At 71.4% G+C, this 25,475-nt stretch carries 22 protein-coding genes; 9 read left to right on the top strand and 13 right to left on the bottom strand.

What is annotated here, in order from left to right:
- Nucleotides 1-42: 42 nt before the first annotated feature.
- From BU52_RS22290 to BU52_RS22300, 3 genes are read right to left on the bottom strand one after another with little or no spacing between them, the layout of a single operon-like run.
- Nucleotides 43-771 (bottom strand): glutamine amidotransferase, encoded by a 729-nt coding sequence (locus BU52_RS22290; protein ID WP_037937151.1) that lies wholly within the window; start codon nt 769-771, stop codon nt 43-45.
- A gap of 29 nt (nt 772-800) precedes the next feature.
- Entirely contained in the window at nt 801-1,562 is a 762-nt protein-coding gene (locus tag BU52_RS22295; RefSeq protein ID WP_037937153.1) for an SDR family NAD(P)-dependent oxidoreductase, read from the bottom strand.
- Entirely contained in the window at nt 1,559-1,981 is a 423-nt protein-coding gene (locus BU52_RS22300; RefSeq protein ID WP_037937154.1) for a VOC family protein, read from the bottom strand. The genes BU52_RS22295 and BU52_RS22300 overlap by 4 nt, the downstream gene beginning before the upstream one ends.
- Before the next feature lie 115 nt (nt 1,982-2,096).
- Here BU52_RS22300 and BU52_RS22305 point away from each other — a divergent pair, with 115 nt between their 5' ends.
- Nucleotides 2,097-2,768 (top strand): GntR family transcriptional regulator, encoded by a 672-nt coding sequence (locus tag BU52_RS22305; RefSeq protein ID WP_037937155.1) that lies wholly within the window; start codon nt 2,097-2,099, stop codon nt 2,766-2,768.
- Between the two features lie 322 nt (nt 2,769-3,090).
- On the opposite strand, the gene menC is transcribed toward BU52_RS22305, so the two are convergent.
- Genes menC through BU52_RS22350 form a run of 9 tightly spaced genes read right to left on the bottom strand, consistent with a single transcriptional unit; the run spans nt 3,091 to nt 16,870 of the window.
- Nucleotides 3,091-4,206: an o-succinylbenzoate synthase gene (gene menC, locus BU52_RS22310; RefSeq protein ID WP_037937156.1), complete on the bottom strand. Its 1,116-nt coding sequence runs from the start codon at nt 4,204-4,206 to the stop codon at nt 3,091-3,093.
- Nucleotides 4,203-5,093 carry a hypothetical protein gene (locus tag BU52_RS22315; RefSeq protein WP_037937158.1) on the bottom strand — a complete coding sequence of 297 codons (891 nt, stop codon included), beginning with the start codon at nt 5,091-5,093 and terminating at the stop codon, nt 4,203-4,205. Before BU52_RS22315 ends, menC begins: the two co-directional genes overlap by 4 nt.
- A 32-nt stretch (nt 5,094-5,125) precedes the next feature.
- Nucleotides 5,126-6,256, bottom strand: a complete 1,131-nt coding sequence (locus BU52_RS22320) for a M20/M25/M40 family metallo-hydrolase (RefSeq protein WP_200881254.1) — start codon at nt 6,254-6,256, stop codon at nt 5,126-5,128.
- 44 nt (nt 6,257-6,300) lie between these two features.
- On the bottom strand, nt 6,301-9,681 hold the full coding sequence (locus BU52_RS22325; protein ID WP_037937160.1) for a serine hydrolase: 3,381 nt from the start codon (nt 9,679-9,681) through the stop codon (nt 6,301-6,303).
- Nucleotides 9,682-9,733: 52 nt separating this feature from the next.
- Complete coding sequence (locus tag BU52_RS22330) at nt 9,734-10,729, bottom strand: ABC transporter ATP-binding protein (RefSeq protein WP_037937163.1); 996 nt, start codon at nt 10,727-10,729, stop codon at nt 9,734-9,736.
- Nucleotides 10,726-12,768, bottom strand: a complete 2,043-nt coding sequence (locus tag BU52_RS22335; protein WP_078903390.1) for a dipeptide/oligopeptide/nickel ABC transporter permease/ATP-binding protein — start codon at nt 12,766-12,768, stop codon at nt 10,726-10,728. The genes BU52_RS22330 and BU52_RS22335 overlap by 4 nt, the downstream gene beginning before the upstream one ends.
- A 3-nt stretch (nt 12,769-12,771) precedes the next feature.
- Complete coding sequence (locus tag BU52_RS22340) at nt 12,772-13,806, bottom strand: ABC transporter permease (protein ID WP_078903391.1); 1,035 nt, start codon at nt 13,804-13,806, stop codon at nt 12,772-12,774.
- A gap of 31 nt (nt 13,807-13,837) precedes the next feature.
- Entirely contained in the window at nt 13,838-15,427 is a 1,590-nt protein-coding gene (locus tag BU52_RS22345) for an ABC transporter substrate-binding protein (protein WP_037937164.1), read from the bottom strand.
- Between the two features lie 54 nt (nt 15,428-15,481).
- Complete coding sequence (locus BU52_RS22350) at nt 15,482-16,870, bottom strand: serine hydrolase domain-containing protein (protein WP_037937257.1); 1,389 nt, start codon at nt 16,868-16,870, stop codon at nt 15,482-15,484.
- Nucleotides 16,871-17,574: 704 nt separating this feature from the next.
- On the opposite strand from BU52_RS22350, the gene BU52_RS35745 reads away from it, so the two are divergent.
- From BU52_RS35745 to BU52_RS22380, 7 genes are all read left to right on the top strand, one after another.
- Nucleotides 17,575-17,721 (top strand): hypothetical protein, encoded by a 147-nt coding sequence (locus tag BU52_RS35745; protein WP_167343534.1) that lies wholly within the window; start codon nt 17,575-17,577, stop codon nt 17,719-17,721.
- Nucleotides 17,722-18,050: 329 nt separating this feature from the next.
- Nucleotides 18,051-19,130 (top strand): tyrosine-type recombinase/integrase, encoded by a 1,080-nt coding sequence (locus tag BU52_RS22355; RefSeq protein WP_037937165.1) that lies wholly within the window; start codon nt 18,051-18,053, stop codon nt 19,128-19,130.
- Nucleotides 19,127-19,456 (top strand): helix-turn-helix domain-containing protein, encoded by a 330-nt coding sequence (locus BU52_RS22360; RefSeq protein WP_037937167.1) that lies wholly within the window; start codon nt 19,127-19,129, stop codon nt 19,454-19,456. Before BU52_RS22355 ends, BU52_RS22360 begins: the two co-directional genes overlap by 4 nt.
- A complete protein-coding gene (locus BU52_RS22365; RefSeq protein WP_051858505.1) occupies nt 19,453-21,042 on the top strand; it encodes a hypothetical protein in 1,590 nt (529 codons plus the stop codon). Before BU52_RS22360 ends, BU52_RS22365 begins: the two co-directional genes overlap by 4 nt.
- A 46-nt stretch (nt 21,043-21,088) precedes the next feature.
- A complete protein-coding gene (locus BU52_RS33930) occupies nt 21,089-21,598 on the top strand; it encodes a hypothetical protein (RefSeq protein WP_235216401.1) in 510 nt (169 codons plus the stop codon).
- Between the two features lie 825 nt (nt 21,599-22,423).
- A complete protein-coding gene (locus BU52_RS22375) occupies nt 22,424-22,870 on the top strand; it encodes a TetR-like C-terminal domain-containing protein (RefSeq protein WP_407702058.1) in 447 nt (148 codons plus the stop codon).
- Between the two features lie 74 nt (nt 22,871-22,944).
- On the top strand, nt 22,945-24,123 hold the full coding sequence (locus BU52_RS22380) for a GDSL-type esterase/lipase family protein (protein WP_037937177.1): 1,179 nt from the start codon (nt 22,945-22,947) through the stop codon (nt 24,121-24,123).
- A gap of 146 nt (nt 24,124-24,269) precedes the next feature.
- Here the strand turns inward: BU52_RS22380 and BU52_RS22385 are convergent, their stop codons facing one another.
- Nucleotides 24,270-24,845, bottom strand: coding sequence for a TetR/AcrR family transcriptional regulator (locus BU52_RS22385; RefSeq protein WP_037937180.1), 576 nt, complete (start codon nt 24,843-24,845; stop codon nt 24,270-24,272).
- An 84-nt stretch (nt 24,846-24,929) separates the two neighbouring features.
- Between BU52_RS22385 and BU52_RS22390 the strand changes: the two genes are divergently transcribed.
- Nucleotides 24,930-25,421, top strand: a complete 492-nt coding sequence (locus tag BU52_RS22390; RefSeq protein ID WP_037937183.1) for an FBP domain-containing protein — start codon at nt 24,930-24,932, stop codon at nt 25,419-25,421.
- Nucleotides 25,422-25,475 lie beyond the last annotated feature (54 nt).

Consider the following 25,475-nt stretch of genomic DNA (forward strand, 5'->3'; position numbering starts at 1 on the left):
GCACATCCGCCGCGTCCCGACAAGCCCGGCAGCCGGGTCCGCTCAGCGGCCCGCGGCGGTGAGCCATTCCTTGACGGCCGCGACGGCACGGGTGCGCAGGAGGGGTGCCGCTTCGACGGCCGCCCGGCGCAGACCTGCCGGATGGATGTCCGCCGCGGCCAGGGCTTCGGCGTGTCCGACGAGCCACCTCTCGATGTCCTCCGCGGGGGTCTCCAGATGGAACTGCAGGGCCAGGACCTGTGTACCGAGCGCGAAGGCCTGGTGCGGGCAAGCCGGCGTGCCGGCCAGGAGCTGTGCGTTCCCGGGGATGCCGAACATGTCGTTGTGCCAGTGCAGTACCGGCACTCCCGCCAGGTGGCGCAGAGGGGAGGCTGTCCCTTCCGGGGTGAGCTCCACCGGTGCGTAGCCGATCTCTCGTGCCGCGCCGGGAGTGACCTGCGCACCCAGGGCACGGGCGAGCAACTGCGCGCCGAGGCAGATGCCCAGCGTCGGCGAACCGTCGGCCAGCCGGGCGCGCAGCGCAAGGAGTTCGTCGGCCAGGAACGGATAACGGCCGGCGTCATGGGCGCCCACCGGGCCGCCGAGTACCACCACCAGGTCGGCGGCCCGGATCAGCGCGGTGTCGACCGGCTGGGTGACGACATCCAGGTAGTGCGTCAGGTAGCCGCGCTCCCTGAGCAACGGTCCAAGAAGTCCGAGGTCCTCGAAGCCGAGGTGGCGGACAGCCAGCGCGGTCCGGCTCGGTGAGGTGTCCGCGGTATCCGTGGGCATGGCCGCCCTCCTCGTGGGTTGCCGGCGGGTCATGTACGGAGGTAGGACGCGCCGTTGAGGTCGACGACGGTTCCCGAGGCCCAGGCCGCCGCGGGAGACGCCAGGAAGTGGACCGTGGCGGCGATCTCGGCCGGCGTCCCGACCCTGCCGAACGGGCTCTCCCCCCGCAGTCGGTCGCCCTCCGGTCCTGACAGGCGCGCGGCCTGGCGCTCGGTGGCCACGAAACCGGGCGCGACCGAGGTGACGGCGATGCCGTGCGGGGCCAGCGCCACCGACAGCGACTGGCCGAGGGCGTGCAGCGCCGCTTTGGTCGCACCGTAGGCCGGGAAATCCGGTTCTCCCCGGAACGCACCGCGTGAGCCGATGTTCACGATCGCCCCGCCGGCGCCACGGTCGATGAGGTGCCGGGCGACGGCCCAGCTCAGGTCGGCCGCGCCGAGCAGGTTGACCTGGACCATGCGGCGCCAGATCCGCTGCCAGTCGGCCAGCGGGGTGTCCGGGATCCGGTGCTGTGTCTCCGCCGTGGGCCCCACGGCCGCGTTGTTCACCAGCACATCCACCACGCCCAGCGCGTTCACCGCCTCGGTCACCAGCCGCTCGGCCGCGTCGGGCTCGCCCAGGTCCTCCCGGAGCAGGACATGTCCTTCGCCCGGCATCTGCCGCAGGGTCTCCTCGGCGTCCGAGCGGCGGGCGGCGTACTGCAGGGCGACGCGGTCGCCGCCTTCGGCGAAGGCCAGTGCGACGGCCCTGCCGATACCGCGCGAGCCGCCTGTGACGAGGACGCCCCTCATCGCGCGAACACCATGGATGCGTCACGGAAGGACTTGAACTCCAGGGCGTTGCCGGCCGGGTCGCGGAAGAACATGGTCCACTGCTCACCGGGCTCGCCGGGGAAGCGGAGGTGGGGCTCGATGCCGAAGCGCACCCCGGCGGCGCGAAGCCGGTCGACGCATGCATGGAAGCGTCGCTCGTCCAGCAGGAGGCCGAAGTGCGGGACGGGCACGGTGTGCTTCTCGACCCGGCTGGTGCCCGCCAGCTGCGGAACGTTCGGTACCAGGTGGGTCACCAGCTGATGCCCCTCGAGGTTCCAGTCCACCCAGTGGTCGGTGCTCCGGCCCTCGGGCAGGCCGAGCACCCCGCCGTAGAAGTGACGGGCGGCGGCCAGATCGTCTACGGGGATGGCCAGATGCATGGCGGGTCGATGGGTCATGGTGCGCCTCCGTGGGCTCGCTGACCGGAGCAGCATGCTCAGGCTAATGGTCGAATGTCAACATAAGGACATCAAGCCAATTGGCAACGAACAGTTTCGATGTCAACATCGAGACATGTCATCCGCACTGCCGAAGGCCCCCCGTCGCGGGCTCGCCGACGAATCCGCCGACCTCGTGCGAGCGGCCATCTTCTCCGGGCACTTCCCACCCGGAGCCCCCCTGCGCGAGGTGGAGCTGGCCGCACGCCTCGGCGTGAGCCGGGGCTCGGTCCGCGAGGGTCTGGCGCGGCTGGAACGTGAAGGGCTGGTCCGGGGCGGCTGGCACCGGGGCACCACGGTCATCGATGTCACGGCGAAGGACGTCGAGGAGGTCTATACGCTGCGCGCCGCGCTGGACCGACTGGCCGCCACCACCGCGCGACGTACCGCCTCACCGGAGAATCTCTCCCGGCTGGACCAGACGGTCGCCGACATGGCGGCCGAGATCGCCGGAGCCGCCGACGCCCGCCGCCTGGTCGCGCTGGACATCGCCTTCCACGACCAGATCTACACCGCTGCGGGCAACGACAGGCTGACGACCGCTTGGCGGACCATCCGCTCGCAGCTGCACCTCTTCCAGTTGCGCCGCGCGGACGCGGGCTACGACCACTATCGCGCACGCGTGGTCGACGAGCACCGCGAACTGGCCGCGCTGCTGCGCTCCGGCGACCCCAACACCCTGGCCCGACTGGCCGAGGAGCACGTGGACTCCGCGCGCCGCAGCCTGCTGGCGGGGCTGGCGGACTGAGCCGGGACCGAGGCACGCCCGAACCGCGGTGCCGCGGCACGGCCCCCGGCCACGGGCGGTGCCGGCCGTGGCCGGAGGTCGTGCCGTCCTCACCACGGCGGGACCGGCGACCCGGCCTGGGCCGCCACATCCGTAGGCAGGACCACCATGCTCGGAGGCACCTGGAGACCGGGAGGTGAGAACCCACGAGCCGCGCGGTGCCGGGTGGGAGCAGACGTGCACGACGGTATGCGCAGGAGCGGGAGCGGGACACGGCCGCCCCGTGCGGCCGTCGTGCCGGACGGTGACCGAGGTCGCCTGGAACGCACGGCAGGAGTGCGTCTCACCCCACCCCGCCGGGGATCCATTCCACCCGCCGGGTGACACCGTCGAGCACGTCGTCCAACGGCTCCACCCCGATCCCGGGCCCGGTGGGCACCGCAAGGTGACCGTCGCGCACGACGAACGGCTCGGTGATGTCGGCGCGGTAGTAGCGGTCCGAGCCCGAGGTGTCACCGGGCAGGGTGAACCCCGGCAGCGCCGCGAGAGCCACGTTCGCGGCCCGGCCCAGTCCCGTCTCCAGCATCCCGCCGCACCACACCGGCACCCCGTGCGCGACACAGACGTCGTGGATGCGCCGGGCCTCCAGGTAACCGCCCACCCGGCCGGGCTTGATGTTGACGACCGCGCAGGCGCCCAGCCGGATCGCGTCGGCCGCCGCCCGCGCCGAGGTGACCGACTCGTCCAGACAGACCGGCGTACGGATCTGCCGGGCCAGCGCCGCGTGCCCGAGGACGTCCTCCTCCGGCAGCGGCTGCTCGATCAGCAGCAGACCGAAGTCGTCCAGGCGGGCCAGATGACGGGCGTCGGCCAGGCCGTAGGCGGTGTTCGCGTCCACCTGGAGCGCCACCTCGTCACCGAAGCGTTCCCGCACGGCCCGGACCGGTTCCACGTCCCAGCCTGGCTCGATCTTGAGCTTGATGCGGACGTATCCGGCGTCCAGGTATCCCGCCACGCTGTCGAGCAGCGCGGGCACCGAGTCCATGATGCCGACGGAGACACCGCAGGGCACCCTGTCCCGCACCGCGCCCAGCTCACGGGCCAGTGGGCGCCCTGAGGCACGCAGCTCCGCGTCCAGGACGCCCATCTCCAGCGCCGCCTTGGCCATCCGGTGACCGTGGAAGGCCGCCAGGGCCGGCGCCACGCCGACCGCGTCGAGACGGTCCGCGTGCGCGAGCGCCGGGACGAGGAAACGGCGCAGGACGTCGGCGGCGGCCTCGACGTATTCCGAGGAGTACAGCGGGTCCGCCATCGCCACGCACTCGCCCCACCCCTCGCCCTCGTCGGTGACGACCCGCACCAGCAGCGCCTCACGGACGGTGGCGGTGCCGAAGGACGTACGGAACGGTGCCACCAACGGCATCTCGACATGGCGGAGTTCGACGCCTGTCAGCTTCATCGGTTCCCCTTCTGCAGGATGTACCAGCCGGTCCTGTCGAATCCGGTGACCCGGGCACCGCCGGCCAGCAGTGTGCCGAGCACGTCGCGCAGGGCCGCACGCCATTCCCTGGCCAGCCCGGGCGAGGTCAGCCGGAGCCGTTCGATGTCCTGCGGGACCGCGACCAGCAGGGTCGGGCCGTCCAGCGTGCCGGGGACAGGACCGGCATCCTGGCCCCTGCCCAGCGCCTCCACGGCCCCCGCCGCACGGCAGGCCGCCACGTCGCCCGGCGCGGGCGCCCCGGCGCAGGCCGCACGGACCGGCTCACTGACCAGTTCCCACCGCACGAGCAGGCGGTCGGTGTCGTCATCGCCGTTGATGCCGTCGTGCACGTCGCCGTAGAAGTTCGTCAGGTACTCCTCCGGCCGCGTGCCGAGTTTGACGAGATTGAAGTAGGAGTTGCGCCGCACCAGCGGGTCGAAGGTCCAGCTGATCGCCGACACGCCCCGCTGCAACGACCAGGCACGCTGGTGCAGCTTGAGGGCGAAGCCGACACTGCGGCCCCGGGCCGCGTTGGACACCCCGGCGATGTGACTGTGCAGCGTCTCGTCCGCCGGGGCGCCGAAGAATCCGACGCACGCGCCGATCAGCTCGTCCCCGTCGAAGGCTCCGCCGATGTAGTTGCCCGACTTCGCCAGGGCCCGCAGCAGTTCGCCGGTCATCAGGGCACTGGTCGGACCGGGCCGCCAGATGAGGTCGAACAAGGCGTGCACCTCGTCGAGTTCCCGGCCGGCTGTCACCTCCCGGACCCGCACCCCGGAGGCGTCGGCGGCGGCCACCGCCTGGGCGACGGCGTCCGCGACGGCCGCGTGCGTGCTGCTCCCGGGGTGGTGGTTCGAGTCGAACACGGGCCTGATGCCTCCTGCCGTCGATGGCTGAATCATGCGCGCCCTTCCCCGAGGAGCCGGGCGGGCCTGCCCGCCCGGAGCGCCGGAACGGTGAGCAGATCGTCCGTCAGCGCGGCCAGCAGTGCGCTGCGGCCCGGGAGTTCGGCCACGAGCACGTGCTCGTCATCGGCGTGGGCTCCGCCGCCCACCGCGCCGAGCCCGTCCAGCGTGGGCGTACCAACGCCCGCGGTGAGGTTCCCGTCGGACGCGCCGCCCACCGCCGTGCCCACGGGCTCGGGCAGACCGAGCCGGGCCGCGACGGCGACAGCGCGGGCGAACAGTTCCGCGGAGGCGGCGGGTTCCATCGGCGGCCGGTTCGGGCCGCCTCCGATGTCCAGCCTCGCGCCGGGAAGGACCGGCCGCAGCGTGCGCATCGCCCGGTCCACCCGGGACTGCTCGGCCGCGTCCGCCACCCGTACGTCGACAGCGAAACGTCCGGCCTCCGCCACGGTGTTGGTGGTGGTGCCGGAGACCAGCACGGTCGGCGTCACACTCGTCCCGCGGGCCGGGTCCGGCAGCGCGCTGACCGCGAGGACCTGGTGGGCCAGTTCCACGGTGGCGTTCACACCCCGCTCCGGTTCCAGTCCGGCATGGGCGGCCCGGCCGCGCACCCCGACCTCGTACAGCGACACCCCCTTGCGGCCGGTCTTCAGGGCGCCTCCGTCCGCGGACGCCTCCAGTACCAGTGCCGCCGCGCAGCGCGACGCCTCTTCCTCCACCAGCCCTCGCGACGTTGGCGAGCCCATCTCCTCGTCTCCGGTGACCAGGAGGGTGACACCCGAGGGGTCGGGCAGGGCCGCGAGGGCATGGAAGGCCATGATCAGCCCCGCCTTCATGTCGAAACAGCCGGGGCCGCGCAGTACGCCGTCGACGACGGAGAACGGGTGGCGGTCCAGCGAACCGATCGGCCACACCGTGTCGTGGTGCCCGAGCAGCAGCACCCGCGGCGGTCCGTCGCCCAGCCGCCACCGCAGATGGGCGCGCCCCTCGATGACGATCCGTTCCGGCCGGACACCGAGCAGGGAGGTCCCCACTTCGGCCACCACGTCGGCGCTCGCGGCGACCGCGTCGAGGTCGGCCGACGGCGACTCGCAGCGAACGAGAGACTCGAGGCCGGCGAGCATCCGGGGCAGCGCCGCGGTCATGTGCGCGACCAGCGCGGTCCCCGTCACTTGGAGACCACCTTGGGAGTGGCGCGCACCCCGTAGTGCAGGTACCTCTCGCCGCCCGGCAACGTGTAGAAGACCACCGGCCGCCAGGTTCTGCTGTCCGGGTCCCGTACGGCGAAGAGATCACCGGAGGCGTCGAGCGGGATCAGCGGGTACTCGTCCACCGGGTCGTCCATCAGCTCGGCCAGCGGGCCCGTGACCGTGGTCCGCAGGACCCCTTCGCCGTCCCGCTCCAGCACCTCGATCCGTGCCCCCGCCCGCTCGTAGACGCCGGTGTGGGGCCGGACGTCCACGGCCGGGGGATGCGGCGCGGGCGCCGGTGTGCGCGGCATGTCGAGTCCGGCCAGCTCGGCGAAGATCTCCCCGAACAGCTCCTCGTACATGTCGCGGGCGTTGCCGCCGTTGGTGAGCAGCGTGACGGCGAGGCCGTCGGCGGGCAGCAGCCGCAGGAAGGCGGACTGGCCGATGGTGTTGCCGTCGTGGCCCAGGACCAGCCGCCCGTCCCAGGTGAAGCGGCACCAGCCAAGGCCCCAGGAGTCGCCGAGCGTGTACGGGTCAGGCAGCTCGGCGTGCCGTTCGGCCATCGCCGCGGTACCGGCCTCGCTCAGCAGCCGGCCGCCGGCGGTCAGCCCCCCGGACAGGTGAGCCCGGGCGAACGCCAGGACGTCGGCGGCCGTGGAGGTGATCAGCCCGGCCGGTCCGAGCGAGCGGGGCAGGCCCCACACCGGCGCCCGCCGTGGCGAGCCGTCGCCGTCGTGCCCCTCGTGGCCCATGGCCGCCCGGTGCAGCAGTGCCTCCTCCGGCAGGGTCACCGTGTGCCGCAGTCCCAGCGGTGTGAAAACCCGCTCGCGCATCGCCCGGTCCCAGGTGACACCGGTGAGCTGCTCCACGACCCGGCCCATCAGGGAGTAGCCGGAGTTGCAGTACGACCAGGTGGCACCGAGGGGATGGTTGACCGCCACGTCGGCCAGCCCCGCGACGTACTTCTCCAGGCAGTCGTCACCGCGTCCGGTGTCGGTGAAGACGTCACCGTCGATGCCGCTGGTGTGGGTCAGCAGATGCCGCATCGTCACGGACTTCGTGGTCTGCGGGTCGGCCAGGGACAGCTCGGGCAGCACCGCGGTGAGCGGCGCGTCGAGGTCGAGCAGCCCCTCGTCGGCCAGCTGCATGACCAGGGTGGCCGTCCACACCTTCGAGATCGAGCCGATCTGGAAGAGGGAGTCGGTGGTCACCGGCACCCCCGTATCGGCGTTGAGCACGCCGTGGGCCGCCTCGGCCGACTCGTCGTGCCGCGCGCCGCCCGCGTCCGGACGGGTCCGCAGGATCCCCAGTACCGCCCCGGGCACCCGGTGCCGGACAGCGAGGGCGTCGAGCCGGCGCTGCCAGTGCGCGGTGTCGATCGGCGGCCGGCCGCCCGCATGGTGCTCCACCCACGCCGCGACACGGCGGTTGAGGTCCAGCAGATGTGACGGGGGACCGTCCAGCGGGAACGTGTGGGAGCCGCCCGGGTAGAGCACCAGCCGCGTGGGCACCTCTCGTTCGCGCAGGGCGGTGTGCCACTGCGCGGCCTGGCTCACCGGGCAGATCAGATCGTCCGTGCCGTGGTAGATCAGGGTGGGCGTACGGACCCGGTCCACCCGCGTCAGGGGAGACATGGCCGCATACCGCTCCCCGTGGGCCCAGGGCGGCCCGTCGAACTCGTACCGGGCGAGGAAGGGCCCGTCCTCGGCGGAACCGGCCATGCTGGTCATGTCACTGACGATGCCGCCGGCGACGGCCGCGGCGAACCGGTCGTCGAGGCCGGTCAGATAGCAGGTCATGTAGCCGCCGTAGCTGTACCCCGTGACCGCGAGCCGGCCGGGGTCGGCGAGGCCCTCGGCGACCAGTGCGTCCAGGGGTTCCAGCAGGTCCTTGGCGTCGGCCAGACCCCACGCGTCGTGCACGGCGTCGAAGAAGTCCTCGCCGTAACCGTCGCTGCCCCGCGGGTTGACCAGGAGCACGGCCCAGCCGCGGGCGGCGAGCAGCTGGTGGTAGAGGTGTACGGGGTCGGCGGCGCCGTTCCAGGCGTTGTGCGGCCCGCCGTGGATGTCGAGCAGCAGCGGCCGCGGCCGGTCCTCCTCCTGCGCCCCTTCGATCAGCCAGCCCTGCACCACGGTGCCGTCGGAGATGGTGAACTGCCGCTCCGTGAGCGGGAACAGCTCGACATCGGCCAGGGCGGCGCCGTGCGCGGTGCACACCGTCTCGGCGCCCGACGCCAGGTCGACGGCGACGATCTCGCCGAAGGAGGTGGGCGTTGCGAGCACCGTGACGGCCGTACCGCCGTGCACGCTCAGGCCCGACACCGTGCGTCCGGCGCCGCCCAGCACCGGGCGTGGCCGAGGCCCGTCCGGGCCACCGACACCGGTGGCGTAGACATGCGTGCATCCCCGTTCGCGGACGCAGAACAGCACCGAGCGGCCGCCGTCCGCGAGCTGCGGCAGCGCACCGGGGTAGCCGGGGCCACCGGGCATCACATTGCGGTCGAGACAGGAGGCGAGATCCCTCACCCCGGTGCCGGGCTCGCCGCCGAGCGGGAGGTGCAGCAGCCGCGCATGGCCCACTGGGGCCCCGGGATGACCGATGACCAGCAGCGCCCCACCGTCCGCGGTCCAGTCGGCGCTCAGCGCCACACCCTCGGCCGGGCCGACCCGCACCGCGGACGCCCCTTCCTTCTCGACGGCGACGACATGGGCCGCCGAGTGGGCGGTCAGGTCCGCCCGCGGGCCGGTCGCGGCGGTGAACGCCAGGCGCGTGCCGTCCGGGGACCACCGGGGCGGCGAAGCGTGCCGGTCCCCGTCGGTGACCTGGCGGCAACGTCCGGTCGCGAGGTCGAGGACATGCAGGTGCCGGCGGACCGTGCCGAGAAGTCCGGCACCGTCCACCTGGTAGTCGAGCCGCTCGGTGACCACCGGCCGGCCCGGCGCCCCCGGGGCTCGTGTCCTCCGCTCGGGGTCGGTGTCGACCGGCGCGGTGAAGGCGATCCGGGTGCCGTCCGGGCTCCAGACCGGGGCGCCGGCGCCCAGCGGCAAACGGGTGAGCTGCTCGGCCTCGCCGCCGTCGACGGGCAACTGCCACACCTGCGGCGGTCCGTCGCCGGTACGCAGGAACGCGACACGGGTCCCGTCCGGAGACCAGGCCGGCGCCCGGTCGTCGTCGCCGCGGGTCAGCCGGCGGGCATCGCCGCCGGTGCGCGACACCATCCACAGGGTGCGAACGGTCCGGTCGGTCTCCGTGTCACCGGTGCGCAGCACGTACACGATGCGCCGGGCGTCCGGGGACAGCGCCGGCTGCTCCGGTGTCGCGATACCGGACAGGTCCTCCAGACGCAGGGGCCGGGTCATGGCGGTCCTCCTCACTGATGGATCGAGTAGGGGCAGGGAAAGCCGGGCGCGCTCACCGCGCCGTACCCGGCGGTGGGAGCCGGTCCGCGGCGAAGTGGCAGGCCGCGCCGTGCACGCGGCCCGCGGAGCCCGGAGTGGGATCGAGAGTCAGGCACTCGGCCCGATCGGGCCGTACCAACGGCCCTACGGGGCATCGCGGATGGAAGCGGCACCCCGCCGGCACGTGGTGCGGATCCGGCGGGTCGACCTCCGTGACGGCACCCTCGCCCTGCCCCGTGTCGGCCCACGCGGACCCGTCCCGCTGCGGTGCGGCGGCCAGCAGCTCACGGGTGTAGGGGTGCTGCGGATCGGCCAGTACGTCGTGAGCGGGACCGCACTCGACGATGCGGCCCAGATACATCACCGCGACGACGTCACTGACGTAGCGCACCACGGCGAGGTTGTGCGAGATGAACAGCATGCCCAGGTGCATCCGCCGCTGAAGGTCGCGCACCAGGTTCAGCACGGTGCCCTGGACCGACACGTCCAGCGCCGAGGTGATCTCGTCGGCGACGACCACCGAGGGCCGTCCCGCCAGCGCCCGTGCCAGCGCCACCCGCTGGCGCTGCCCGCCGGACAGCTCCGCCGGCCGGGAGAGGGCGTGCCCCGCGTCGAGGCCCACCAGGTCGAACAGCCGGGCAACCTCCGCGCGGCGCCCCGCTCCGTCGGACGGGCCGGTGCGCGGTATGGCCTCGGCCACCGAGTCACCGACCCGCATCCGCGGGTCCAGTGAGGCGTAGGGGTCCTGGAAGACCATCTGCAGCGGCCGGTGCCCCCCGCCCCTCGCACGGTGGACGACGTCCTGCCCGCCGAGCAGCACCCGGCCGGAGGCGAGGGGGGCGAGGCCGACCGCCGCACGGGCCAGGGTCGACTTCCCGGAGCCCGACTCCCCGACCAGGCCGACGACCTGTCCCGGGGGCACGGTCAGACTCACTCCGTCGACGGCCCTGAGTGCCCTGCGCCCGGTGCCGTAGCGCACGGTGACGTTCTCGAACCGCAGCTCGCTCACGGTCGTCCTCCCGCTTCCGTGGTGGGGTCGGAGAGTTGCTCGTCGGGCCGGACCGTGGCACCGGTGTGCGGATACCAGCAGGCGATCCGGTGCCCCGGCTCGCTCACCCGGAGCCGTGGGTCGTCCGTATGGCACCGGTCCCGCGCGGCGGGGCACCGGGGCGCGAAGGCGCACCCAGACGGCACCTGGCCCGGGGTGACGGGCCGCCCCGGGATGACGGGGAGCGGCCGGTCGAGGTCGCTCTCCATGTGGGGCACGGTGGCGATGAGGGCGCGCGTGTAGGGGTGCCGGGCGGCGGTGAGCAGCCGGTCGGAGGGCAGCTCCTCCACGACGCGGCCCGCGTACATCACCAGGACCCGCTCGCAGGTCTGCGCCACCACGTTGATGTCATGGCTGATCAGCAGAAGGGCCACGCCGTCCGCGGTACGCACCCGCTCCAGCAGGCGCAGGACCTGTCGCTGGACCGTGACGTCCAGCGCGGTCGTCGGTTCGTCGGCGATGATCAGCGCCGGGCGGCCCATCAGGCCGAGCGCGATCATCGCGCGCTGGCGCATGCCGCCGGAGAACTCGTGCGGGTACTGCGCCGCGCGCCGTTCCGCCGCCGGTATGCGCACCTCGCGCAGCCGTTCCACCGCCCGTGCCCACGCCCCGCGCCGGTTCATCCCCAGGTGCTGTTCCGCCACTTCGGAGAGCTGCCGGCCGATGCGCATGGTGGGGTTGAAGGAGGTCATGGGGTCCTGGAAGACCATGGCCAGCGACGTGCCGAGCAACTGCCGGGTGGCCGCCGTCTTCTTCTCCCCGTCGCGCAGGGAGGTCCCGAGAAACTCCAGACGGTCGGCGTCCACCGTGCCAGGGTGTTCGACCAGCCCGCTCACGGCGAGCGCGGTGAGGCTCTTGCCCGACCCGGATTCCCCCACGACGCCCACCGACTCCCCCCGGCCGACCGAGAGGCCGAGACCGCGCACCGGGGTCACCGGACCGTGCGGGCCGGGGAAGCTCACCCGCAGCCCTTCCACCGACAGCACCGGCTCCGTGCCGGGCCCGGCAGCCGCTTCCGGCTCGACCGGTGCCTTACCGGCGGCGGCTTTCCCGACGGGGGGCGGCAGGCGGATGCCGTGCGCGGTGGGGATGCCGACGGCCTTGGCGACGGCCTCGCCCGTCAGGTTGAACGCCAGCCCGGCGATCACCACGGCGGCACCGGGCGCCAGGGCCGCGGCGGGATGGGTGTAGATGCCGGTGAGGCCCTCGCCGAGCAGCCGCCCCCAGTCGTACGACGGCGCCTGGACGCCCAGGCCGAGGAACGACAGCCCGGAGAAGGCCAGCAGCGCGCTCCCTGCGCCGATGGTGGCGTTGACGATCAGCGGTTCGGCGATGTTCGGCAGGACGTGGCGGGTGAGCACCCGCAGCCTGCCGACCCCGGCGACCCGGGCCGCGCAGACGAAGTCCCGCTCGCTCACCGACGCCACCAGCGTCTGGGTGAGCCGGGCGAAGCCGGGTGCCGTCGCGAAGCCGATGGCGAGCACCGCGCCCTGGGTGCCGACACCGAACACCACGGCGAAGAACAGGGCCAGCAGCAGCCCGGGGAAGGCCACGGCGATGTTCACCACCGCCGTCACCGCCCTGCCGGCCCGGCGTCCCAGCAGAGCCGGTGCCACGCCGAGCACCAGGCCGGTCGCCACACCGAGCACCGTCGCCAGCAGCGCCAGGGCGACCGACAGCCTGGTGGCGACCAGGACCCGGAAGAAGACGTCCCGGCCGAGGTTGTCGGTGCCCATCCAGTGATGGCCCGAGGGCCCTTGCAGCAGCCGGCCGGTGTCGACGGCGGCGGCCCGGCCGGACCACAGCAGCGGCCCGAATGCCGCCAGCAGCAGCACGGCCAGCAGCAGCCCGGCCGCGCAGCAGCCGAGCGGGGAGCGCAGTACGCCGAACCACTGGCCGCCGCCCGCCGGACCGCCGTCCCGCGTCCCGCTCCGGGATCCGTCCTCGCGGGTTCGGGGTTCCTTCTCGCCCGCCGTGCGGGTCCGGTGTTCCACCGCCATCGGTCAGCTCTCCCGGATCGCGGAACGGGGATCGAGCAGGGCCAGCACGACATCGACCGCGATGTTCACCAGCAGCACCCCCGTGCCGTAGACGAGGACGACGCCCTGTACCACGGGGTAGTCCTTGGTGAGGATCGACCGGACGATGGTGCTGCCCAGGCCCGGCCAGGCGAAGACGTTCTCCACCAGCACCGTGCCGGCCACCAGGCCGCTCAGCAGCAGCCCGCCGATGGTGAGTCCCGCGGTCACGGCGTTGGGCAGGGCATGGCGCAGATGGATGCGCCGGGCCGGCAGGCGTTTGGCGCGTGCGGTGCGTATGTAGTCGGTGTGCAGCACCGACAGCATTTCGATCCGCACGATCCGGGCGAGCACCGCCGCCGGCCCGGCGGCCAGGGAGACCACCGGCAGTACGTAGGAGTCGATTCCGGCCTGGCCCGCGACCGGGAACCAGCCCAACCGCACGCCGAACACCCAGACGAGGCCCACGGCGAGCAGGAACTCCGGGATCGTCGCGATCAGGACGCCGGCGGAGGTGAAGGTCAGTTCGGAGCGGTGCCGGCGGCCACCGCGGGTCAGGACCGCCATCGCCGCGCCCAGCGGCACGGACAGCAGCACCGCCAGCAGGAAGGAGGCCACGGCGAGCGCGACGGTGGACGGCAGCCGGTCACCGATCGTCTGCGTCACGGGCAGACCACTGGTCACCGATACGCCGAGGTCACCCCCGGCCAGGTCCCGCAGGAAGCGCAGGTACTGGGCCGGCAGGGAGTCGTTCAGTCCCAGTTGCTCCCTCCGCTGGTCCACCACCTGCTGCGACGCGGTCAGTCCGAGCGCGGCGCGCACCGGGTCGCCCGGGATGAGGTGGATCATGAGGAACGCGGCCGTCACCAGGACCCACACCGACACCACCAGGCGGCCGAGGCGGCGTACCGTGAAACGCGTCCAGGGGTGTTCCAGCAGGCCGATGGCCGGGCCCGGCACGGCGGGGGGACGTGGGGTACCGGGCCCGGACAGGAGCCGGCCGGCCGTCTGCGCTTTCATGTGTGCGGGTGCCTCCGGGTCACGGGGCTGGTCATCCGACCATGCGGATCGATGTCGGGACGATGGAGCCGTCGGCGAGTTCGAAGGTCGCGCGGTTGCCGAACACCGGGGTCACCAGGTCGGCGAAGGGCACCACGTCGGCCTGCTGGAACAGCGCCTTCTCAGCGGCGGCCCACTCGTCGCACCCCTTCGCGCCGGGGAGCGCCGAGGCGGCTTCGACGTGGGCCTCGTACGCGGCGTTGTCGACGGAGCCGAAGTTGTTGCCGTCCGGCGGGGTGGGGCCCGAGAGGAACGGCACGGCCTGAGTGGGCAAGGTGACCGTCAGCGGCAGGAACAGCGCGTCCCAGGAGCCCTCGCCGGAGATGACCTGGTCGAACTGGGCGTCGGCCGCACCCCGCAGGGACACCTTCACACCCACCTTCTGCCAGGAGGAACGCAGCAGTTCCGCGGCGTTCTGCATCGGAATGCCGCGGCTGGTCGGGTAGTAGAACGTCAGGGAGAGCCGCTTGCCGTCCTTCTGCCGTACGCCGTCGGCACCCGGCTTCCAGCCCGCTGCGTCGAGAGCCCGCTCTGCGGCGGCCCGGTCGTGGTCCGGCAGGTTTCCCTCGACGGTGTCCGCGGTGCAGGGTCCCTGCCCCTTGGCGACCAGCCCGGTGGGCGGCTCGCCACCACCATTGGTGACCACCGTGCGCAGTTCCTTCAGGTCGAGGGCCTGGGTGAGCGCGCGCCGCACCCCGGCATCCGCGGTCGGAGCGCCGCGTCGCTGGTTGAACCACAGCTCACCCAGCGGCGCGTGCATCGAGCGCTGGAAGTCGAGCCGCTCCGCCACCCGCTTCCTGTCCTGCCCGGTGATCACGGCCGCGTTGACCTGGTTGACGAGGAGCAGGTTGGCGGCGGTGGCCTCGTTGGGTACGACCTGCAGCACCACCGTGTCCGGAAGGCCCTTCGCGTCCTTCGTCCCGCCTCCGGGTCCCCAGGCGTAGTCCTTGCGCCGGGTGAAGGAGTAGTGGTCGTCTGCGACGGCCTCGGTGAGGGTGAACATTCCGGTGCCCGAGCCGCCCTGCTTGAGGATCGAGCGGTCCTTCATGCCCGCGCGGCACACGATGGGCAGGCCACCCACGTTCCGGCCGAGGAACGCGTCGGGGACGGGTGAGCTCACGGTAACGGTTCCGGCCGAGTCGTCGGCCTTCGCCTTCGCGCCGGGCGGTACGTACAGTCCGATGGCGCTCGACCCGTTCTTCGGGTCCGCCACGTAGTTGATGTTGTCGGCGACATCAGTCGCGGTGAGCGGGGTGCCGTCGGAGCAGGTGATCCCCTTGCGCAAGGTGTAACTCGCGGTCGTGGCCGTGCTCTTCCACGTACCGGCCAGCGCCGGGATCTCCTTGCCGGAGGCGTCCACGGCGACCAGCGAGTCGTAGAGGAACGCGCCGACCTGGTGGGCGACGGACAGCGCGGTCGCGTGCGGGTCGAGGGTACCGGGATCGGCGGAGATGGCGAGGGTGAACGTCCCCCCTTCGACGGGCTTGCCGGACGTGCTCGTGCCGCCGGATCCGCTGCACGCGGTCAGGGCGATGGTCAGCGCTCCGGCCATCGCGATGGTCGTCGGCCCTGCGTATTTCATGGTGCCTCCCGAGAAGGCTCGTCATGGGCCGGGGCGGACCACCGGCCCAGGTGGTCAGTCGGACGTGCGGCGGTCGGCCCGGCCTGTGTGAAGGAACTGCGCGGGACCACCGGGAGCGCCGCCGACGAAGGCGTACGGCTGGTGGAATCCGTTCTCCGGCTCCGCGGCGATGAGCGTGTCGCCATCGAAGGCGACCAGCTCGAACGTGGTCGTCTCCATGCCCATCTCGGCCGCGAGCCCCTTGGGGACACACTTGACCCAGACCCGGCGTGCGTCATCCTGGGTGACGGTGTTGTCGAACAGACGCGAGCTGTAGGTACCGGTGTAACGGCCGGCGTCGACGGGCCGGGGATCGGCGGGCGGCACCGGTGTCGACGGAAGCTCCGTGCCGGCCAGCTCCCGCAGCACATGTCCGACGACCTCGCGGTAAAGGCCGAGGGCGTCGCCTCCGTTGGTCAGCAGGGTGACGGCGAGGTCGTGTTCGGGCACCATCCGCAGGAAAGAGGCCTGGCCGATGGTGGTGCCGTCGTGCCCGATCACCGGGGTGCCCGCGCCGTCGAAGATCTCCCAGCCCAGCCCCCAGGCATCGCCCATCACCCCGAGCCGGGGAAGCTCCACCTCCCGCTCCCGCATGGCCTTCGCCGTGGTGTCCCGCAGAACGACCGTGCCGTCGGCCGCCGTGCCGCCGTCGAGGTGCATCCGGGCGAAGGCCAGCAGGTCCCGCGGGCGCATCGCGAGCATGGAGCCCGCAGGGGCGTTCGAGGGGGCGAGCGCCCACACCGGGGCGGGCACGAGAGCGTCCTCGGGTGACGGCCGCACATGCCCGACCGCCGTCCGGCGCAGGATCGCCTCCTCCGGCCCGTGCGCGGCGTGGGTGAGGCCCAGCGGGGACAACAGGTGGTCGCGCAGACAGGCGGCGAACGGCTTGCCGCGCACCACCTCGACCAGCCGGCCCAGCACGCAGTAGCCGGCGTTGTTGTAGGAGAACAACTCCCCCGGGGAGAAGAGCTGGGGTACGTCGACCAGGGTGGCGACGAATCTCTCCACACAGTCGTCGTTCCTGCCGGTGTCGGTGAAGATGTCGCCCTCGAACCCGGCGGTGTGGTTGAGCAGCTGCCGCACGGTGACCTCGTCCGAGGCGGACTCGTCGGCGACCCGGAACTCCGGCAGCCGCACCCGTACCGGCTCGTCCAGCTCCACCAGACCCTCGTCGGCGAGCTGCATCACCAGGGTCGCCGTCCACACCTTCGTGATGGAACCGATCTGGAACAAGGTGTCGGCATTGACCTCCACCCCCGTCGACAGGTTCAGAACCCCCGTGCCGTGGTCCGCGACCTCTCCGCCCAGGTCCACGGCGACCGCCGCGCCTGGAACGCCGTACTGGTCGAGGAGGGCGGGCAGCCGCTCCTCCCACCAGCCGTGAATCTCGTTGAGTTTCGACATGCCGTGAACGTAGGGGCCCGTACGCGGCACGGATTCGTGCCGGAACACAAAGCCCGGGACGCGACTCCGTGCTTCCGCACGAAGTCAGCGGCCCCAGGCCTGTGCAGTTCGCACGAGTTGCGGGCCGGCACACAGCCCCCATGTCCACCACGCCGAGTTCGAGGAACACGCGCCGCGTCGCTCCGAGGCAGGTCAGTGACTCCGGTCGACGACCGGGCAGCCGTTGCGGCCGGAGGGGTTTCCGTAGGCCGGGCCGGCAGGGCCCGGCCCGCTCCGTCGTTGCGGCTCTCCGTCCCGGGTGCGTCCGGCGGTTCGGCCAGGGCACGGAGGAGAGCGGCGTCAGCAGGAAACCGGCGGGGCGGCCCGAAATCCGTTGACGGCCCACTGCGGTTGCGTGGCCGACAGACCGAGGTCGGATGTCATCGAGGGAAGCGCGACGGACGAACGGCCGGCGAGGGTGGCGCACCGGCTGTGCCGGGTTCTCCCCGGTCACATCGACGAGAAGCGGGCTCAGGGGGAGTTCGAGCCACGGCGACCCGGAGTCCGGGCGAGCGGCCGCGCGGGAGCCGGCCGGCACCGAGTTCGCGGACACCCTGGGTATGCTGCTCGACGTCTCACCCGGGGCGAGTTCGCCCACGATGTCGGCGCTCTTCCCCGACGGGTGGGCCGCCAGCGCAGTCGCACACACAGGAGGGGCGTCAGTCGTGAGCGAAGATGACTACGACGACCACAGCTCGCACAACGCCCGCACGGACACCGGAATCTCCTGGAGCACGCTGAAACGTGCGATGCGCTGGGAGACCTTCGCCCTGCTCGCCGTCATTGTCGTGCTGACGTTCCTCTCCGCCTGAGTACGGCCCGAACGGCTGGAGAGGCAGGTGCAGGACGGTGGCCTGACATCTGTGGGGCGGGCTGCCGGTTTCGTTCGCGGTCCGGACCCGAGCCCGCGCCACGTGCCGCCGCGGTAACGAGGACACAGCAGTGTCGCCTCAATGCGCCACTCGCAGCTGTGCGACATCCCGTGAGTTTCCCTGAGGCCCGCTGAGTCGCTGGCCCCGTAGCCAGGGCGTTCTTCCTCCTTCGTGTGCTCTGCTGCCCTGTGACGTAACTTCGGGATTCCTGAAGCGTTCTCATCGCGTCCGACCGTTCCGCAGTCGGGCTGAAGGTGGGGAGGCTCGGGTTGGCGGCGCTGGCAGTCGTACGGGATCTGCGTGAGCACTGGGCGCCCGCATCGGCGGAGGAACTGGAGCGGTTCGAGACCGACGTGCTGTCCGGTTTCGTTCTCGCACGGGCCTCGGCAGGGCTGGCGGACGGCACGATCCGCGGAGACGTCGGTCACCTGGATCAGATCAGGTCCTGGTTCGGCCGGCCACTGTGGGACATGGAGCCCGCCGACGCGGACGTGTACTTCGGGAAGGTGCTGCGGCACTCTCCCAGCGGCACCCGGCTGGGCCGGTCACAGGCGCTGAGCACGTACTTCATGTTCCTGGAGTTGCGGCACAAGGTCGAGCTGCACCGGATGACCGGCCGGGTGGTCGAGTGCCCGATCGACGAGATGAACCGGCCGCGCGGGGCCAAGGACGCTCAGCTGCGGATCCCGCCGAGCGAGCCGGAGATCGGAACGCTCTTCACCGGATGGGGCGGTGAGCTGGCCACCTGCCGCAAGTTCGCCCCTACCGCCAGGAACTACACCGCCTCGAAGCTGATGTCCCAGGTCGGCCTGCGGGTGAGCGAGGCATGCGGCCTCGACCTGGACGACATCAAGTGGGACCTGGGCCGTTTCGGCAAACTCCACGTCCGCCACGGCAAGGGCGCCCGCGGTTCGGGACCGCGCGAGCGGATGGTGCCGCTGATCAACGGCGCCGACCGCACGCTGCGGTGGTTCATCGAGGACGTGTGGGGCCAGTTCGACGACGACCACACCCGGCCCGGCGCCCCGCTGTTCCCGAGCGAACGGAAGAACACCGACGGTTCCGCCCGCCGGGTCGGTGACGACGCCCTGCGCAACGGTCTCGACAACGCGGTCGAGGCTCATCTGCCGGGCTGGACGGACAAGTTGACACCGCACGTCCTGCGACACTTCTGCGCGTCCCACCTCTATGGGAAAGGGCTGGACTTGCTTGCAATCCAGGAGGTTTTGGGGCATTCCTGGATCGCCACCACGATGCGGTATATCCACGTGCAGCAGACCCGGGTCGAGGACGCCTGGGTCGCCGGGATGGAACGGGCCGCGAAGCGGCTGGAAGGACTGGCCCGATGAGGTGGAACCTGCGGTTGACCGCCGCGAACAAGGGTATCTGGAAGGCGTCCGAGCTTCAGCGGAGCCTGGCTGAGCACGGCCTGGCGATCTCGGCCGGGAAGATGTCCGGGCTGTGGTCCGGCCAGCCGGTCTCCCTCAAGCTGGAGGACCTGGACGTCATCTGCGTCGTGCTCGGCTGCGAGATCGGCGACCTGCTGATCCCGGAACCGCAGAAGGTCACCCGTCCCGGCGAGGAGAGCGTTACCCAGAACGCTGTCGGCGCCGCCGGACCGGTTTCGGCGGTGGTGCCCAAGCGCCGCGACGGCCGGTCGCTGCCGCCTGCATGAGCCGGTATCCGAAGGGTTACCGCAAACCCACGGACTCCTGCGACGGATGCCTGGCCTGGGGTGACTTCAGCGGACGGCTCTGCCCCGCCTGCTACATGTTCGGCCGCAGCCACGCGACGGCCGTCTGTGCCGGCTGCCGCCGCACCCAGCCACTGAAGTGGGATTACTGCCGTCTGTGCTGGTGCCAGGCCCGGCTCCATGCCAAGGCCACTGCTGGTCGGCCGCCGGCCGAAGCCGACGTGAGAGCCCGGCTCAACGCCGTCCGGCACCACCAACTGTTCTTCATGGGCTTGCACTACCGCAGAGGATCTGCACCCGTCGTCGCGCGACGCGGAGGAGGGCGGGGAGCCGTCCGGAAGCCGCCACCCGCGCCGGCCTGGCGGCCGAATGCCGACTGGAGACAGCTACCGCTGTTCGGACAGGTCCCCCGTGACTACAGCCGTCTCGACCCGGCCGACTTCGCCCTGGCCAGCCCCTGGCTGGCCTGGGCGAAGTACCTCGCCTACCAACTCGCCGAGGCCCGCGGCTGGGGACGCGGCATTCGCTTTGCAGTCAACCGCGGCCTGGCCCTCGTCCTCACCGGCTACGTCGAGGGCGACGTCATCCGGCACACGGAGACCTTCGCCCCGCTGCGAGCCTTGGACCTGCGGTTCGGCCACGTCGTCACAGTCCTGGAGGAAATGGGGATCTTCGAGGACGACAGCGAACCCTCCTTCGAGGGCTGGCTCGCCGAGCGGCTGGAAGGACTCGCACCCGGCATCCGCTCGGAAGCCGAGCGCTGGACCCGCGTCCTGCACGACGGCGGCCCCCGCAGCGTCCCGCGACGGGAAGGCACGGTCTGGCTCTACCTCAACCGAGTCCGTCCGGCCCTGCTGGAGTGGTCGAACCACTACGACCACCTGCGGGAAGTGACCCGCGACGACGTCGTCACCTACGTCAAGACACTGCACGGCCACCAGCGACATGACCAACTCGTGGCTCTGCGTTCGCTGTTCACCTGGGCCAAGCGGAACGGGCTGATCTTCCGCAACCCGACCAGCCGGATCAAGGTCGGCCAGTACGAGTACGCCGTGCTGCAACCGCTCGTCCCCGCCCAGGTCGACCGCTCCGTCGCGGCGGCCACCACACCGGCGACGCGGCTCATCCTCGCCCTCGCCGCGGTCCATGCCGCCCGGGTTGCCCAGATCGCCACCCTCATGCTCGACGACGTCGACCTCGGCAACCGCCGACTGGCGATCGCCGGACGCGTCCGCCCTCTCGATGACCTCACCCTGAAACTGCTGCTGGACTGGCTGGAACACCGGCGACGCCGGTGGCCGAACACGGCCAACCTCCACCTGCTGATCAACAACCAGACCGCGACGAAGACCAACCGCGCCAGCAATCACTGGATCAGCGCGCCCCTGCGCGGACAGGACGCGACGCTGGAGCGGCTCCGCGTCGACCGGCAGCTTGAAGAGGCCCTCACCCATGGGCCCGACCCCCTCCACCTCGCCGAGGTGTTCGGGCTCGACGAGAAGACCGCCATGCGCTACGCGGACTCCGCACGAGCTCTGCTGGAACAGAGCGCTGAACAGCAACTTTGATGAAACCGGCTCGACCGGGATGCACCATGAAGGGAATCATGGGCGAGTGACGTCGACCGAAGCAGCAGCACTCGCCCTACAGGACCATGCCGCCCTCTGGAGCATGGGCGAGATCCGTGCAACCGATGTCGTCACTGGAGCTTGCAATGCGCTCGTCGCCGGCCTCGACAGTCCCGCCCTGCGGATCCTGGCCGCATGCACGCGTGCGGAGGCGGACTACGACGTCCCCGACCTCCTTCCCCCAGCACTCGACGAACTGGGCCTCACCTTCTACCCAGTGGGCAGCGTTGCCGGACAGGAAGCCGCTGCACGGGCACTTGCCGCCCGGGTGCTGGCCGGCGAACTGACTCCACGCGAGCTGGCCTTTCGGATCCACCAGCGCTTCGGGCACGAACTGCCGTTGGTCGAACGACTCGCTAACCTGGACGACGAGTACGACATCCTCGAATACGGCGACAGGACATCGGCACAGGTCGACGCCGAGGTTCTGGCGGAAGCTCTTCGACTCACTCAGCATCCTCGTGTTACACCCGAACCCACGGATCCCCTGAGCTGAAGCACACCAGTGGATCCGTGGGTTCACACTGAAGAGACTTCGGTTTCCGTGAACCCACGGGGCTCTCCGGGTGTGAGTAGTTGCGGTACAGAAAGTGCCGCTGAGATTGATCATGGTCCGGCCGGCGTCGGGATGAGCGGATCATCCGGCCGCCCGCCGGATGCGGACTCGGCGGGGGGATGTCGTCGGCATCCTGGAGGTCGGCGACGTCCGCGCGGGCCGCCGCGACGGCTTCGGGGTACGCCTGCTTCTCGTGCTCGTCGCGCGGGATGCCGTGCTTGGCGAGGGCGTCGAGCTGCGCCTTGGTGAGCGTCGAGCACCTCGCGCACCCGATGCGGATGTCGGCGGTCGGGGTGTCGGGCGTCGAGAACGGGTGGGACGGAGGGGCCGGGCGCCACGGCCGGCCAGGAGGGCCGCGGTCGGCGGGGGCGGGCTTGCGCAGGAGCGTGGCGAGCCGGGTTCGGCCCGGCAGCGTGGGCAGGGGTGGCGCTCGACGTCGTCCGTGTCGCTCTGGGAGGCGTCTTGAGGGGCCGCCATGCCCCGGATGCTGTCACGAACCAATTTTCACAAGTGCCCCGAACCCGTCTTCGAGTGAGAACGGGTTTCGACGAACCGGAAGGGCGCTTCGCGGTCGCCGGGCCGTCAGGTCTGATCTCGCTCGGACATAGGACCGTTTGTGCGCATCAAGGTGAGGGGGCCCGTGCGGCTTTGCCGGCCCTGCCGTCGCGCTCACCCCCTGAAGAGTCGCCAAACCTTGATGAGAGCTCATTTGCCTATAAGTTATAGGTTAATGCATGCTGGTCATAGGTATACTGAGAGTAGGTGATGGTTGTGGTTCGGGCAGGACTGAGCCCGGAGCGGCTGACGCTCGCGGCGCTGTTCGCGCTGGAGGAACTCGCCGACCGGGTCGCCGACGCCGTGGCCGGGGGGACGGGCAAGGACGCCCTGACGGCTTTCGCGAACGCCTACCGGGACTACGCCCGGGCGCACCCCGGCCGGTACGAAGCAGCGCGGTACCGGCTCGACCCGCAGACCGCCGCGGCCAGCGCCGGCGTCCGGCACGCGCAGATGACTCGGGCGATCCTGCGCGGCTACGACCTGGCTGAGCCGGACCAGACGCACGCGGTCCGCATGCTGGGCAGCGTCTTCCACGGCCACGCCTCCCTGGAGGCAGTCGGCGGCTTCGACCGCACCGGCATCGCCGCGCAGCAGTCCTGGGCCTGGACCCTGGACTGCCTCAACACCGCATTGCGGAGCCGGTCCGCCCCCTGACCGGTCGCGTCACCCGCGACGGCTTCTCCATACCGACCCGACACCTCACCCCCAGAACGAGAAGGCCTGAGGCAATGAGCACCGAACAGAACCTGATCACCACCCCCATCACCGTCGACTTCCTGCACGGACACCTCGACGTGGAAGAGACTGCCCACGGCCTGCTGCCCCACCGGCTGCCTGCCTGGGCGCGCCGCCAGATCCCCGACGACCTGCTGGCCGTGGCCGAGGCTCAGCCCTCCGGTGTCCGGCTGGCCTTCCGTACGAGCGCCACCGCCATCCGCCTGGACACCCTGCCGACCAAACGCATCTACCGGGGCTTCCCGCCCCCGCCGGACGGCGTCTACGACCTCCTGGTCGACGGCCGCCTCACCGCCCAGGCCACCGTGAACGGCGGAAACCTGCGCACCGTCACCGACATGCAGACCCAGACCGCGGAATTCACCCCGGGCCCTGCCGGCACCGCCCACTTCACCGGCCTCCCCACCGGCGAGAAGGACATCGAGATCTGGCTCCCGCACGCGGAGATCACCGAGGTCATCGCCCTGCGCACCGACGCACCCGTCGAGCCGGCCCCGAAGACCGGGCGCCGGGTGTGGCTGCATCACGGCAGCTCCATCAGTCACGGATCCAACGCCGTCTTCCCCAGCACCATCTGGCCCGCGCTGGCCGCCTCCGCAGGCGATGTGGAGCTGATCAACCTCGGATTCGGCGGCAGCGCGCTGGTCGACCCGTTCACCGCCCGCGCGATGCGCGACACCCGCGCGGACCTGATCAGCGTCAAGCTCGGCATCAACGTCGTCAACAGCGACGCCATGCGCCTGCGCGCCTTCGCCCCCGCCATCCACGGCTTCCTCGACACCATCCGCGACGGCCACCCCACAACCCCTTTGCTCCTGGTCTCCCCCGTCCTGTGTCCGACCCACGAGAACACCCCCGGACCTCTCATGCCGGACCTCTCCAGTGGAACCCTGAAGTTCAAGGCCACCGGTGATCCGGCCGAGACCGCCGCCGGACGGCTGACGCTCACGATCGTCCGCGACGTCCTGGCCGACCTCGTCAAGCAGCGGTCCGCCGAGGACCCCAACCTCCACTACCTCGACGGACTCGACCTCTACGGCGAGAGCGATCACGACGAGTTCCCCCTGCCGGACGCGATCCACCCCAGCCCCGAAGGACACCGCCGCATCGGCGAGAACTTCGCCAAGCTCGTCTTCGCCGACAACGGGCCCTTCGCCCTCACAACTGGCTGACCCGGATCGACTCGCGCCGTCCGCGCCCGTCACCGGCTCCTCCCACGGGCGGGCGGTGCCCAGCCACCTCTCCACGCGTTCCGACGGCACACCGCGCGCCAGCGTCTTCTGGCGGAGCCGGTTCCGAACAGGGGTGATCTCGGTCCTCATGAGGACGCTGTGGGCCAGGTGTGCAGGAGGATGTCCAGGGCGTTGAGGATCTCGGTCCAGCTCTCCTGCGCGTCGGGGGAGCTGTGGCTGAAGCCTCCCGCGCCCTCCAGGCCGACGAATCCGCTGAACACGCTGCCCAGCAGTCGCACGGCGTGTGTCTGGTGCGGTTCGGCCAGGTCGTATCCGCGCAGGATCGCCCGCGACATCTGGGCGTGCCGCACACCGGCACTGGAGGCGGCCGCCTCCGGGCTGAGCCGGAACCGGGTGGCGGCGAAGCGGCCCGGGTGTTCGAGGGCGTAGTCGCGGTAGGCGTTCGCGAACGCGGTCAGCGCGTCCTTGCCGGCTCGGCCGGCCACCGCGGCGGACACCAGGTCGGCCAGCTCCTCCAGGGCGAGCAGCGCGATCCTGGTCTTCAGGTCGTGGGCGTCCTTCACATGCGAGTACAGGCTCGCGGTCTTGACGCCGAAGCGTCGGGCCAGCTCCGAGGGAGTGGTCTGCTCGAATCCGATCTCGTCGGCCATCTCGGCCCCTGCCTTGACCAGGCGTTCCGTGGTCAGTCCTGCGCGCGCCACACCCGTCCTCCACATCGCTCACCGAGCCAGCCTTGACACATTATGGGCTTGCCTAAATTGTTTAGGCAAATTACCGTCATTCTTGTGAAACCTCTGACGGAACCAGAGATCCGCAACGCCTTCGTGAACTGCACCAAGGGAGAGGCCAAGCGACTGTATGTGCCCCGCGAGCTGAGCGGGGAGCCATGGAGCGACCTGGACTTCCTGGGCTGGCGGGACCCTCGCGCCCCCGACCGGGCCTACCTCGTGGCGGAGCTGAACGGGCCCCCGGTGGGCATCCAGCTGCGCTCCTCCGGCGCCGGTTCGTGGCAGACCCGGCGCAGCATGTGCTCGGTGTGCGTGACCACGCACACCGGAGGTGTCTCCCTGATGGTGGCACCGAAGGCAGGGAAGGCCGGCCAGCAGGGCAACTCGGTCGGCACCTACATCTGCAGCGACCTGGCCTGTTCCCTGTACGTACGCGGGAAGAAGGACGCGGGCATGGGCGGACGCCTCCACGAGTCCCTCACCCCGCAGGAGAAGGTCCAGCGGACCGTGGCCAACCTCGCCGCGTTCATCGCCGAGGTGGTCACGTGAGCCGGACTCCGAGCGACCGCCCTCAGGACGCGGCCCGCACCGACACCCCGACAA

The organism is Streptomyces toyocaensis, assembly GCF_000725125.1.
In the GTDB taxonomy this organism is placed as follows: domain Bacteria; phylum Actinomycetota; class Actinomycetes; order Streptomycetales; family Streptomycetaceae; genus Streptomyces; species Streptomyces toyocaensis.